General features: G+C 68.2%; 9 protein-coding genes. 6 read left to right on the top strand and 3 right to left on the bottom strand.

Annotation, left to right across the window (positions count from 1 at the left end):
- Positions 1-58 precede the first annotated feature (58 nt).
- From tagF to tssC, 4 genes are all read left to right on the top strand, one after another.
- Positions 59-1,036, top strand: a complete 978-nt coding sequence (gene tagF, locus QHF89_RS29095; RefSeq protein ID WP_136928013.1) for a type VI secretion system-associated protein TagF — start codon at positions 59-61, stop codon at positions 1,034-1,036.
- Between the two features lie 87 nt (positions 1,037-1,123).
- The gene (tssA, locus tag QHF89_RS29090; protein WP_136968897.1) at positions 1,124-2,839 is read left to right on the top strand and encodes a type VI secretion system protein TssA; all 1,716 of its coding nucleotides are present in this window, start codon (positions 1,124-1,126) and stop codon (positions 2,837-2,839) included.
- Between the two features lie 195 nt (positions 2,840-3,034).
- Positions 3,035-3,526, top strand: coding sequence for a type VI secretion system contractile sheath small subunit (tssB, locus tag QHF89_RS29085; protein WP_136927924.1), 492 nt, complete (start codon positions 3,035-3,037; stop codon positions 3,524-3,526).
- Positions 3,527-3,529: 3 nt separating this feature from the next.
- Positions 3,530-5,014: a type VI secretion system contractile sheath large subunit gene (tssC, locus tag QHF89_RS29080; protein ID WP_136927923.1), complete on the top strand. Its 1,485-nt coding sequence runs from the start codon at positions 3,530-3,532 to the stop codon at positions 5,012-5,014.
- 118 nt (positions 5,015-5,132) lie between these two features.
- On the opposite strand, the gene QHF89_RS29075 is transcribed toward tssC, so the two are convergent.
- On the bottom strand, positions 5,133-7,049 hold the full coding sequence (locus QHF89_RS29075) for a type VI secretion system contractile sheath domain-containing protein (RefSeq protein WP_284721064.1): 1,917 nt from the start codon (positions 7,047-7,049) through the stop codon (positions 5,133-5,135).
- A gap of 113 nt (positions 7,050-7,162) precedes the next feature.
- Here QHF89_RS29075 and QHF89_RS29070 point away from each other — a divergent pair, with 113 nt between their 5' ends.
- Positions 7,163-8,509: a homoserine dehydrogenase gene (locus tag QHF89_RS29070; protein ID WP_136968896.1), complete on the top strand. Its 1,347-nt coding sequence runs from the start codon at positions 7,163-7,165 to the stop codon at positions 8,507-8,509.
- Positions 8,506-9,333, top strand: a complete 828-nt coding sequence (murI, locus tag QHF89_RS29065; RefSeq protein ID WP_284721063.1) for a glutamate racemase — start codon at positions 8,506-8,508, stop codon at positions 9,331-9,333. Before QHF89_RS29070 ends, murI begins: the two co-directional genes overlap by 4 nt.
- Before the next feature lie 119 nt (positions 9,334-9,452).
- Here murI and aceA read toward each other — a convergent pair whose 3' ends face one another.
- Both aceA and aceB read right to left on the bottom strand, forming a co-directional pair.
- Complete coding sequence (aceA, locus tag QHF89_RS29060) at positions 9,453-10,739, bottom strand: isocitrate lyase (RefSeq protein ID WP_136968895.1); 1,287 nt, start codon at positions 10,737-10,739, stop codon at positions 9,453-9,455.
- A gap of 21 nt (positions 10,740-10,760) precedes the next feature.
- On the bottom strand, positions 10,761-12,401 hold the full coding sequence (aceB, locus tag QHF89_RS29055; RefSeq protein WP_136968894.1) for a malate synthase A: 1,641 nt from the start codon (positions 12,399-12,401) through the stop codon (positions 10,761-10,763).
- Positions 12,402-12,554 lie beyond the last annotated feature (153 nt).

Raw genomic sequence — 12,554 nt, 5'->3', positions numbered from 1 at the left:
CGGCAGCACGCCCCCTTGTAAAAACAGGGGGCTCGTGTATTTGTGAGCCGGGCCGGTGATGTTCTGGCGAAAGAAGAAGGGTCCTTCGAGTCCCCCGCAGATTGGCTGCTTCGGCAAGCTGCCTGCGACGGGTGATTTCATCCGCTTCAATGCCGGCGGAGACGAGCTCGCGGCGTTCGATCGCTGGCTCGGCGGGGGCCTCGATTTCGCGCATCGCGCGCTCGGCTCCTCGTTCGACGCGGCGTACCAGCCTTCCGTCGGGCTCTTCATCTTTCACGGTGAAGGCAAAGGCGACGAACCTCCCACGCGCGGCATGGTCGGCGCCTGGGCCGCGAGCGGCGACAACGCGGGTCGTACGTACCCGATGGTCGTTTTTGCTTCGTACGATTACGGCCAGCTCGTGTCGGCTGGCGCGTCGCTCCCGATCGCGCTCTGGTCGCTGCTCGCCTCGTCGTACGAGGTCGCCACGAGCGGGCGAACGCTCCCGGTCGACGCGTTCGTCGATCGCGTCTCGCGCATCGTCCCTCCTTCGCTCGACGACGCGGACGCCGCGGGCGCCGGGTATCGCTCGTGGCTCACCACGCAGTCGATGAAGGCGCTGTGGGAGACGGGCTTCGGCACGGATGCGGGCCGCTTCTGGGTCTTGCAGAACGTCTTCGCGTCGGTCGAGCCGTTCATCGGTCAGGAGAACCCGAAGACGGGGCTCTGCATTCGCCTCCCGCTCGGCGCGGGCGACGCGTACGCGGCGGCGGTGTGGATGGACATGACGCTCCGCCTCTCGCGCTGGAAGAACACGCTGCTCAATGCCTTCTGGGTTCCGCAGCAGACGATGCTCCTCCACCTCGGTCCGCCGCACGTGGCCTCGTTCCGTGAGCTCATCGCGCCGACGGGTTATGCCGATCACGTGGTGGAGCTCTGCCGTCCTCCGACGGTCGACGAGCCCACCTCGCGCCGTGCCCTTGGCGTGCAGCTCGACGCCCTCGTGGCGCGCTCTGAGCTCACGATCTCGGGCTTCCTCGACGGCCTCTCGCAATAACGCGCCCCGCGCCCGAACGACGCGCGTTTCGTTCGAGGCGCGCACACGTGGTGCGAACCTGCGCGACCCGCGGGTATGATGCCGTCCATGGCGGCGAGTGACGCGGTGGAAGCGGCAAAGAACCGAGTGTCGGCGTTGATCGAGCCGATCTCGGGGGGAGTTGGGCAGGACGTCTCGTACGACGAGCTCTTCGAGGCGATCAAGGCCGAGGTCGACAAGGCGCAGTCCCTCGAGGGCGGCAAGATCGACTGGGCGAAGATCGTGACGAACGCCGAGGAGCTGCTCAGCGAGAAGTCGAAGGACTTTCGCCTCGCGGTGTATTACGCGGCGGCGAAGGCGCACACGGACGGGGTCCAGGGCGCGGTCGATGGGCTCGTGGTCATCAACGAGCTGAACACGGCGTTCTGGGACAAGATGTATCCGCCGATCAAGCGCCCGCGCACGCGCGGCAACTTGATGAGCTGGTACGGCGATCAGGTCGCGGCCGCGGTCGGGACCTTCAGCCCGACCGCGAAGGACGCGGACCTCGTCGGCGCGCTCGAGCAACAGACCCGCCAGCTCGACGGAGAGCTCCGGGACAAACTCGGCGACGCGTACCCGGGCATGGGGTCCTTGCGCGAGTCGTCGCGGCGCATGCTCGCGAGTGTCCCGAAGGAAGCTCCGCCACCGCCACCGCCGCCGCCGCCGCCTCCTCCGCCGCCACCGCCGCCGCCGCCGCCGCCGCCTCCTCCGCCCGTCGAGCGTGCTGCGCCGCCTCCGCCGACGGCCGTCGCGCGCCCGGCGCCGCCTCCGCCTGCGTATTCCGCGCCGGCCGTGGAGACGGCGCCGGTCGAAGTGCCGGATGGAACGGCCATCACGGACGCGGACTCGGCGAACGTGGTGCTCGATCAGGTGAGCACCTTGCTCATGCGCGCGGGTGATGCGCTGCGCGCCGCCGATCCTTCGAGCGCGTTCGCGTATCGCATGAGCCGCACCGGGCTCTGGCTCTTCATGCAGCAGGATCCGCCAGCCGAGGGCGGACAAACCTACCTGCCTTCGCCGCCGGATCACGTGCGCGGCGCGTTCGACGGCATGGCCGAGGCGAGCAACTGGGATGGGATCCTCGCGTCGGTCGACGAGGTCGTATCGGAGCATCGGCTCTGGCTCGATCCGCACCGGCACGTCTCGAATGCGCTCGGAGAGCTCGGGTATACGGACGCGAAGCTCACGCATTTGCGCGAGGTCGCGCTCCTCTTGCAGCGCGCGCCGACGCTCGTGGAGTTCACGTTCAACGACGGCGTCCCGCTCGCCGACGATCTCACGAAGGCCTGGATCGACGCCGAGGTTCGTCCGGTCCTCGGATCGGGCGGTGGTGGGGGCGGTGGTGGCGCGGCGGCGGGCGGCGCGCCGGGAGGCAAGGGGTTCCGCGCGCTCGACAAGGCGATCGGCGAGGCGCGGAACCTCATCGAGAATGGCGATCCGCTCGGGGCCATCCAGGCCGTGGCGAAGGTCGCGGGGCAGGCGGTCACGCCGGTCGACAAGTTCCGCGGCAAGCTCGCGATCGCGCAGGTTTGTCTGCAGCTCGGGCAGCTCGCGATCGCGCGCGCGCAGCTCGACGGGCTCGAGCGCATGGCGAAGCAGCACAAACTCGACGAGTGGGATCCGGAGCTCTGCGCGGAGCTTTATGGGGCGCTCTACACGGCGCTCCGCGGGTTGAACCAGGGATACGAGGTGAGCGAGGAAGCGCGTAAGCGCGAGAACGAGGCGTTCGAGCGTCTCTGCGAGCTGGACGCCGCGGCGGCCTTCCGCATCTCGATCACCTGAGCGCCCGCGTAGTGAAACGAGGGAACTCGTTCGGAAAGATAACGATGGACGAGGTCGGGGTAGTTTGCGGTATTCTCGGGCCGCCAGTCGAGGTGGGCCCCGACCTGACGGCAATCACGTATTCAACGTAGGGCGGCTCGGAAAGGCCGCTCGGAGCATGTAGCTCCCAAGCGTAGGGGAAAGGAGCCTTCCGCGATGAAAGAAGGATCAGTCGCGCCGAAAGAACGCGTGAACATCACGTACAAGCCAGCGACGGGGAACGCGAAGGAAGAGGTCGAGCTCCCGCTGAAGCTCCTCATGCTTGGCGACTACACCATGCGCCCCGACCCGACGCCGCTCGAGGATCGGAAGCCCATCAACGTCGACAAGGACAACTTCCAGAAGGTGATGGCGGAGCAGAAGCTCTCGCTCAACATGGCGGTCAAGGATCGCCTGTCGGAGAACGAGGACAACGAGCTCAACGTCAACCTCAAGTTCCGGCGTTTGTCGGACATGGAGCCTGCGGCGATCGCCAACCAGGTGCCCGAGCTGAAGAAGCTGCTCGAGCTCCGCGCCGCGCTCACCGCGCTGAAGGGGCCGCTCGGAAACGAGAAGGCGTTCCGCAACAAGATTCAGACGATCTTGAACGATCCGGCCCAGCGCAACCGGCTCATCAACGAGCTCGGCCTGAAGCAGGGGGAGGAGTAACCGATGGCTTCCGAGCATCAGGCGCAAGGCGGCGCGGGCGTACAGACGCTCGAAGGTGGCAGCCTTCTCGACGACATCCTCTCGGAGACCAAGATGGCTCCGGGCGACGAGGGCTACGAGGTCGCCAAGCGCGGCGTCCAGGCCTTCATCGCCGAGCTCATCGCGCCGAAGCGCGAGGGCGAGAAGGTCGACAAGGCCCTCGTCGATGCGCTGATCGCGGAGATCGACGCGAAGCTCTCGCGCCAGATCGACGAGATCCTCCACCACCCGACGTTCCAGAAGCTGGAGTCGGCGTGGCGTGGCCTCAAGTTCGTCGTGGACCGCACGGACTTCCGCGAGAACGTCAAGGTCGAGCTTTTGAACTGCTCGAAGGAAGACCTGCTCGCCGATTTCGAGGACGCCCCCGAGGTGCCCAAGAGCGGCCTTTACAAGCTCGTCTACTCGGCGGAGTTCGGCCAGTTCGGCGGCCGTCCCTACGGCGCGATCATCGCGAACTACGAGTTCGGCCCTGGCCCGCAGGACATCAGCCTCCTGCAGAAGTGCGCCTCCGTCGCGACGATGTCGCACGCGCCCTTCATCGCCGCGGCCGGCCCGCAGTTCTTCGGCCTGAAGGACTACCTGAACCTGCCGAACCTGAAGGACCTCAAGGCGCTCTTCGAAGGCCCGCAGTACACGAAGTACAACGCCTTCCGCGAGACCGAGGACTCCCGCTACGTCGGCCTCGTGATGCCGCGTTTCCTCCTCCGCCTCCCCTACGGCGCGAACACCGTGCCCGTGAAGGAGTTCAACTACGAGGAGAACGTCATCGGCCAGCACGATTCGTACTGCTGGGGCAACGCCGTCTTCGCGTTCGCGACGCGCCTGGCGGACAGCTTCGCCAAGTACCGCTGGTGCCCGAACATCATCGGCCCGCAGGCGGGCGGCTCGGTCGAGAACCTGCCGCTCCACCAGTACGAAGCGATGGGCGAGATCCAGACGAAGATCCCCACCGAGATCATGCTCACGGAGCGCCGCGAGTACGAGCTTTCGGAGGAGGGCTTCATCGGCCTCACCTACCGCAAGGACTCGGACAACGCGTGCTTCTTCTCGGCGAACAGCGTGCAGAAGCCGAAGTACTTCGGCCAGAGCGAGGAGGGCCGCGCCGCCGAGCTCAACTATCGCCTCGGCACGCAGCTCCCGTACATGTTCATCATGGCCCGCATCGCGCACTACCTGAAGGTGCTGCAGCGCGAGCAGATCGGTACGTGGAAGGAGCGCGCCGATCTCGAGAAGGAGCTCAACGACTGGATCTCGCAGTTCGTCGCCGATCAGGACGTCGTCTCGGCGAGCATCCGCGGCCGTCGCCCCCTCCGCAAGGCGCGTATCATCGTGACCGAGGTCGAGGGCAACGCCGGTTGGTACAAGGTCGACATGCAGGTGCGCCCGCACTTCAAGTACATGGGCGCATTCTTCACGTTGAGCCTCGTCGGCAAGCTCGACAAGGAATGAGCCGCTTCGGCTGATTCCGACAAACGCGAAAGGCCGGCTCGAAAGAGCCGGCCTTCGTGTTTTTGTGATTCGCGTGGGCGAGGGCGGGGGACCGGCGCGCGCCGGCCCCCGTGATCGATCAGCCGACGAGGAACTCGAGGGAAAACTCTTCCAGGGCGACGCCGAGGAAGCGGCGCGGGCGGATCGTGACGGCGACCGCGGTGCCGTCCGAGGTCGCGTGCGCGTTCACCACGATCTCCAAGCTGCCGGGCTTGGCGTCCTCGAAGAGCGCCCAGAGCGAGCGATCCACGAGCGATTTTGCCTCGGAGGGCGCGACGTTCGCGGGCAAACGGCCGGCGATGACACGCAGGAACTGGACGATCCGGGCCACGAAGAGCTGATCGACCAAGGAGACCCGTTCGAGCCGCGCTTCGGGCTCCGTCGAGGCGCTGTCGTACGTGCGCTTGGGCGGCGGGACGTAGGACGTCGGGGCTGCGAGCACATAGACCGCGTCGCTGTTCGGGGCCGACGCGAGGAGGAGCACGCCTGCCTTGGAGAGCTCGCGTTGCGAGTCTGTCGAGACGAATGCTTGCGTCGGGATCGCGACGACCTCGGCGTCGTCGACGTGCCCCCGCACCTCGTGGATCGTGAGGTTTTCGAGCGTGCCGCCGCTCCTGGCGCCCACGACCCGGCATGGCCAGCGCGTCTCGCGGAAGCTCTGCGTGACGAGCGCGCCCACGCCGTAGGCCGGCGCGATCCAGACCATCGCGCCCTCGTCTGCGGGCTCTTCCTTGATGACGGCCTCGCGCACGCGCGAGGTCGACTTGTCGTAGGCGGCGCGCGCGAGGATGCCGTTCATCGCCATCGTCACCCAGCGCATCGCGGGCTTCTGCGCCGTCGATTGCCAGCGCACCTGATCCGGCGTGGAGAAGAGGGCGATCTTGTTGTCGAGCCGTTCGAGATCGCCGAGCTGATCCAGGCCGAGGAGCGCGTGCGACGCGTTCAGCACGACGGGCACGGTCTGCGATTCGGCGACGCGGGCGATCTCTTCGAGCTGGGCGAGCGTTGCGGAGGTGCCGGTGATCGTGATGTCCACGATCGCGCAGGAGACCGGGGGCTCGCCGCCGGCGTTGTGGCGGACCGCGCGTTCGAGCGCCATCGCCGCGAGCTCGGGCCGCGCGCAGACGACGTCGATCTTGAGGCCCTTCGTCCCCTTCGAGCGATCGGCGAAGAGCTGGAGGCCACGCCAGGCCTCCTCCAGGCGGCGCACCTCGGGGTGCTGGAGGATCGCGCCGAGCTGCGCGCCGATGGCCTTCTCGACGCGCTGGATGGCCTCTTGCGGGCTGAAGCGGGCCGAGCTCGACTTGCCGGCGTTCGCGACGGCCGAGATGAGCGCGCCGAAGCGGGCGTCGGCGGCGGGGGCCTGCGGCCGCGTGGGCACGACGGGCGCGGGCGCCGACTCGGCGCGGCTCGGACCGGTCTCGACCATGTCGAGGATCGAGGCCACCGACGCGTCGGTCGTGCTCTGCGCGGGCGCGGAGAACGCGGCGGCGCGGGGCGCGCTGCCGGCTTCCGAGACGAGGCGGAGGACGTCGCGCACGAAGGGCGAACCGTTCCAGATCCGGTCGAGCTCGACGCGGGCTTGATCACGATCGATGGTGCCGTCGCGGAGCTTCTCCAGCGTCAGCTTGCCGTCGAGCAGCGAGCGGAGGAGCGGGACCTCGGCGAGCAGTCCATCGGGCCGGAAGCTCTTGAGGCTCGTCGGCGCGAGATCGACGCGCGCGCGGTTGCCCTCGGCGAGCACGCTCGGCACCTCGAGGGCGACGCGCGGGCGCAGGCGCGTGAAGAGGTCGTCGAACGCGAGCGGATCGACCCGCACCGCGAGCTCGGGCGCGCTGGCGCCGGCGTTGTGCTCGTCGCGCGGCAAGAGATCCGCGACGACGAGCACGCGGAGCGGCAGGAGCGGCCCCTCGACCTGCTCCATTTGCTCGGGGCTCTCTTCGCCCACGTTGAAGTTCATCCCACCCTTCATGAAGCCCTTCGTTTCGGCGGCCATGGCTGCGAAGTGTAGGGGGGGAGCGCGCGCGGGAGAAGCGGCAATCGCGGGGCCTGAATCACGGCTCTGCGGCTTTCTTTGACGCGGGCCGGGCCCTGCTAAGCTCCGCGCCCATGCGTGGCCCTGCGAACGCCGAGGACCCCTCGACGACGTCTCCGCGGCGTGGATCGATCCGACTCGGCCTGCTCGGGTGTGGCACGGTGGGAGGCGGCGTGCTCGAGCTTTGCGCGGCGAACGCGCGGTGGCTCGAAGGCCGGGTCGGCGCGCCGCTCGAAGTGCGCCGGGTGCTCGTCCGTGATCCCGGGAAAGAGCGCGTCGCCGCTTGTGATCCGCGCTGGATCACCACGCGCCCCGAGGACGTCGTCGACGACCCGGAGATCGACGTCGTCGTCGAGGTCATGGGCGGCGAGGGGGCCGCGCTCGAGCTCGTGGAGCGCGCGATCTCGGCGGGGAAAGGCGTCGTCACGGCGAACAAGCTGCTCCTGGCCAAGCATGGGCCGCGCCTCGTCGACCTCGCGATCGCGCGCGGGACCGATCTCGCGTTCGAGGGCGCCGTCGGCGGCGGCATCCCCATCATCCGCACCTTGCGCGAGGCGTTCGCGAGCGACTGGGTCGAGCGGCTCGTGGGCATCGTCAACGGCACCTGCAACTACGTGCTCGGGCGCATGCGCGAGGGCGGGCTCGGCCTCGACGCGGCGGTGCGCGAGGCCCAGGCGAAGGGGTATGCCGAGGCCGATCCCTCGCTCGACACGGGCGGCCACGACGCCGCGCACAAGCTCTGCGTGCTGGCGATGCTGGCCTTCGGCGCGCGTGTCCCGGCGAGCGCGCTCCACGTCGAGGGGATCGAGGGGATCGAGGAGCGGGATCATCGGTATGCCGAGCGCTTCGGCTACGTGATCAAGCACCTCGCGATCGGCCGTGATTTCGGCGACGTGATCGAGCTCCGTGTCCACCCGACGCTCATCCCGAAGACGAGCGTGCTCGCGAACGTGTCGGGCGTCTTGAACGCGATCCTGCTCGAAGGCCGCGCGCTTGGCCCGTGCATGCTTTATGGCCGCGGCGCCGGCGATCTGCCGACGGCCGTGAGCGTGGTGAGCGACATCCTCGACGTCGCGCGCTCGATCGTGGCGGGCGCGTCGGGGCTGCTCACGCGGGGCATTGCGATGGAGCCGCGCCCGCTCAAGCCTCAGGAAGACGTCGAGACGCGGTATTACCTGCGCCTCTCGGCGCCGGAGCGGCCGGGGCTCATGGCGCGGATTGCGGGCGGGCTCGGGGAGCTTGGCGTGAGCCTGGAGCAGATGGTGCAGCCGGAGCGCCCTGTGACGCCGGGTGATCCTGTGGACATCGTGGTCCTCACCCACGTGGCGCGGGAAGGGAACGTGACGGCTGCGCTCGAACGGATGCGCGCGGAGGGCCTCTTCGCCGCGCCGCCGCGTCTGTATCGCATCGAGGTCTCGTGACGACCTCGCACCTGGATCCCGATGCGCCGCTTGGCGTCTTCGACTCCGGCCTCGGTGGGTTGACCGTCGTGCGCGCGCTTCGTGCGCGCTGCCCCGCGGAGGACATCGTTTACCTCGGCGACACGGCGCGTGTGCCTTACGGCACGCGATCGGCGGAGACGGTCGTGCGGTATGCGCTCGGCTGCGCGCGGGTCCTCGTGAATCGCGGCGTGAAGGCGATCGTGGTCGCGTGCAACACCGTGAGCGCCGTTGCGCTCGACATGTTGCGCGTCGAGCTCGACAGGCCCGTGCTCGGCGTGATCGTGCCGGGCGCGCGGGCGGCGGTGGCGGCGGCGGAGGGCGGGGCGGTGGGGGTGCTCGGCACGACCGGCACGATCACCTCGGGCGCGTATCCGCGTGCGGTGGCTTCGCTCTCCACGCGGACCGAGGTGTTTGGCCAGCCTGCGCCGCTGCTCGTCTCGCTGGCGGAGGAGGGGTGGCTCGAAGGGGAGGTGCCGCGGCTCGTCTCGCAGCGTTACCTCGAACCACTCGTGCGCGCGGGGGCGCGCTGCGTGGTCCTTGGATGCACGCATTTCCCCCTGCTCCAGCACGTGATCGAGGCGGAGGCGGCTTTGCTTGCGGGCAAGCCGATTCCGATTGTGGACAGCGCGTCGGCGACGGCGGACGACGTCTCGGCGTTCCTCGCCGAGCGCGGACAACACACGTCGCGGACTTCGCGGGGCAAGCTCGAGCTCTTCGTGACGGACCTCCCGAAGAGCTTCTCCACGGTCGCCGAGCGATTCCTGGGCGAGCCGCTCGGCGACGTGCACCAGATCGATCTCTGACCGCCCGTTGCAAAGGCCGCATCGCGGCCTTTGCACCCTCGGTCCAGGCCGTGCCTGGTCCGGGTCCAGGGGTGGACAACCCCTGGTCGGGGTCCGGGGTGAAACCCCGTCGCACCGCTCTAGAACTGGTGGGCCTCCGTCGACTCGTTCAGCGCGAGGGTCGAGGCGAGGCCGCCCGAGACGACCTGCGCGACCTGATCGAAATAACCCGTGCCCACCTCGCGCTGGTGGCGCGTGGCTGTGTAGCCGGCCTTCTCGGCGGCGAACTCGGCTTGTTGCAGCTCCGAGTAGGCGCTCATGCCGCGCACTTTGTACTCGCGGGCGAGCTCGTACATCCCGTGGTTCAGCGCGTGGAAGCCGGCCAGCGTGACGAACTGGAACTTGTAGCCCATGGCGCCGAGCTCGCGCTGGAACTTCGCGATCGTCAGATCGTCGAGGTTCTTCTTCCAGTTGAACGACGGCGAGCAGTTGTAGGCGAGCAGCTTGCCCGGGAACTTTTCGTGCACGCCCTCGGCGAACTTGCGCGCTTCGTCGAGGTCCGGCGTGCTCGTCTCGCACCAGATCATGTCCGCGTAGGGCGCATAGGCGAGCGCGCGCGCGATCGCGGCGTCGAGCCCGCCCTTGAACTGGAAGAACCCCTCGGGCGTGCGCTGCCCCGTCAGGAACGGGCGATCCCGCGGATCCACGTCGCTCGTCAGCAGCTTCGCGCTGTCGGCGTCCGTGCGGGCCACGAGGAGCGTCGGCACGCCCATCACGTCCGACGCGAGCCGCGCGGCCACCAGCGTCCGGACGAACTGGCTCGTCGGCACCAGCACCTTGCCGCCCATGTGGCCGCACTTCTTCTCCGAGGCGAGCTGGTCCTCGAAATGTACACCGGCGGCGCCGGCCTCGATCATCCCCTTCATCAGCTCGAAGGCGTTCAGCGGACCGCCGAAGCCGGCCTCTGCGTCGGCCACGATCGGCGCGAGCCAGTGCCGCTCGCGTTTGCCCTCGGCGTGCTCGATCTGGTCGGCGCGGAGCAGGGCTTGGTTGATCCGGCGCACCACGCTCGGGACGCTGTTCGCCGGGTAGAGACTCTGATCCGGGTACATCTCGCCGGAGAGGTTTGCGTCCGCTGCGACCTGCCAGCCGCTCAGGTAGATCGCCTTCAGCCCGGCGCGCACCTGCTGCATGGCCTGGTTGCCCGTCAGGGCGCCGAGCGCTGCCACGTAGTCCTCGGTGTGCAGGAGCTCCCAGAGCCGCTGCGCGCCGAGCTTCGCGATCGTGTGCTCGATGTGGAACGAGCCGCGTAGCCGCTCGACGTCGGCCTCCGTGTACGGACGGGCGATGCCCTCCCAGCGGTTCGGCACGAGGCCATTGCTGGGGACGGCGGACGATCGAACGGGCAGCGGGTACGCGACGGACATGGGTCTCTCTCCTTCAGCGGTTCATGCAGCGACGGGCGACGTGTCGGTTTCCCCCGCCAACCTGGAAGACAGGGCGAGGAGACGTTCGTACGCGGGCAGCGTGAGGAACTCCTCGAGCTCGTCCGAGGTGCTCAGCGTCGTGAAGAGCTCGCGGGCTTCCTCGAAGCGACCGTGGGCGAAGGCCTCGGCGCCGCGCTCCTTCGCGAGCTCTTCCATCGTCTCGTCGATCGTCCGGATGAGCCGCGCGTGATCGAGCGGCGTGCCCTCGACGGACACGCCGTGGTGGTGCCACTGCCAGACCTGCGCGCGGCAGATCTCGGCCGTCGCGGCGTCCTCCATCAGGTCGTAGAGCGGCACGCATCCCACGCCGCGTAGCCATGCCTCGATGTAGAGGATGCCGACCTTGATGTTGTGCCGCAGCCCCGCCTCCGTGCGCGGACCGTCGGGGACACGCAGCAGATCCTCCGCGAGGACCCGCACGTCTTCGCGCTTCACGTCGAGCTGGTTGGGTCCGTCCATGTGCGCGTCGAAGATCTGCCGCGCGATCGGCACGAGCCCCGGGTGCGCGACCCACGTCCCGTCGTGTCCCGCGTGCACCTCGCGGAGTTTGTCCGCTCGGACCTTGTCCAGGGCGGCGCGTCCACGCGCCTCGTCGCCTTTGATCGGGATCTGCGCGGCCATTCCGCCCATCGCGTGGGCGCCGCGGCGGTGGCACGTCTTGACGACGAGGTCCGTGTAGGCCTTCAGGAACGGACGATCCATCGTGATGAGGCCACGGTCTGGCAGGATGAATGCCGGGTCCGCTCCGAGCTTCTTGATGAAGCTGAAAATGTAGTCCCAGCGGCCGCAGTTCAGCCCGGCCGAGTGCTCGCGCAGCTCGTAGAGGATCTCGTCCATCTCGAACGCAGCGGGCAGCGTCTCGATGAGCACGGTGGCGCGAAGGGTGCCGGGCGGCAGATCCATCTCGGCCTGCGCGCGCAAAAAGACGTCGTTCCAGAGGCGCGCCTCGAGGTGGCTCTCGAGCTTCGGCAGGTAGAAATAGGGGCGCTTGCCGCGCTCCACGAGGGCGCAGGCGTTGTGAAAGAAGTACACGCCGAAATCGAAGAGCGACCCGGGCACGGGCAGACCGTCCACGAGCACGTGTTTCTCCGGCAGATGCAGCCCACGCGGTCGAACGAAGAGGACGGCCGTTCGCTCGCCGAGCGTGTACGACTTGCCCGACGTGGGATCGACGTAGCCAATCGAGCCCCGCACGGCGTCGGCGAGATTTTTTTGCCCTTCGACGAGGTTCGCGAATGTCGGCGACGTCGCGTCTTCGAAGTCGGCCATGAACACGTTCGCGCCGGAGTTCAGGGCATTGATGATCATCTTCCGATCGACGGGGCCGGTGATCTCGACGCGGCGATCCTGGATGTCGTCGGGGATGGCCGCGACGGACCAGGGGGCGGCGCGGAGCTCGGCCGTCTCTTCGAGGAAATCGGGGCGCTCGCCGGCGAGGAAACGCGCGCGCCGCTCGGCTCGCCGGGCGAGGAGCGCGTCGATGCGCCCGCGAAAGGTGCGCGTGAGATCGGCCACGAAGCGAAGCGCCTCGGGCGTGAGCACATCGCCCTGGGAGGGGGTTTTCGGACCGAGGGTGGCGACCTGCGAGGAGGTTCCGTGCATGACTCAACGCTCCGCGTCCAACGCTGCGCGTCGTGACATAAGAACTATTTGGCGTTTGCCTTCTGTCGTCAATGAACGAAACAAATTCATGATGTTACGTATGTATGGTTCCAACGTTTGACTTGCGGTCACGCTTGTAAAGATTGTAAACTC

Source organism: Polyangium sorediatum, from assembly GCF_029946465.1.
Classification (GTDB): Bacteria; Myxococcota_A; Polyangia; order Polyangiales; family Polyangiaceae; genus Polyangium; species Polyangium fumosum.
This window is presented reverse-complemented; position numbering and strand designations above follow the sequence as displayed.

Coding starts and splice junctions, on each gene's coding strand:
- tagF (WP_136928013.1), top strand. CDS start 59: ATGTTCTGGCGAAAGAAGAAGGGTCCTTCGAGTCCCCCGCAGATTGGC.
- tssA (WP_136968897.1), top strand. CDS start 1,124: ATGGCGGCGAGTGACGCGGTGGAAGCGGCAAAGAACCGAGTGTCGGCG.
- tssB (WP_136927924.1), top strand. CDS start 3,035: ATGAAAGAAGGATCAGTCGCGCCGAAAGAACGCGTGAACATCACGTAC.
- tssC (WP_136927923.1), top strand. CDS start 3,530: ATGGCTTCCGAGCATCAGGCGCAAGGCGGCGCGGGCGTACAGACGCTC.
- QHF89_RS29075 (WP_284721064.1), bottom strand. CDS start 7,049: ATGGCCGCCGAAACGAAGGGCTTCATGAAGGGTGGGATGAACTTCAAC.
- QHF89_RS29070 (WP_136968896.1), top strand. CDS start 7,163: ATGCGTGGCCCTGCGAACGCCGAGGACCCCTCGACGACGTCTCCGCGG.
- aceA (WP_136968895.1), bottom strand. CDS start 10,739: ATGTCCGTCGCGTACCCGCTGCCCGTTCGATCGTCCGCCGTCCCCAGC.
- aceB (WP_136968894.1), bottom strand. CDS start 12,401: ATGCACGGAACCTCCTCGCAGGTCGCCACCCTCGGTCCGAAAACCCCC.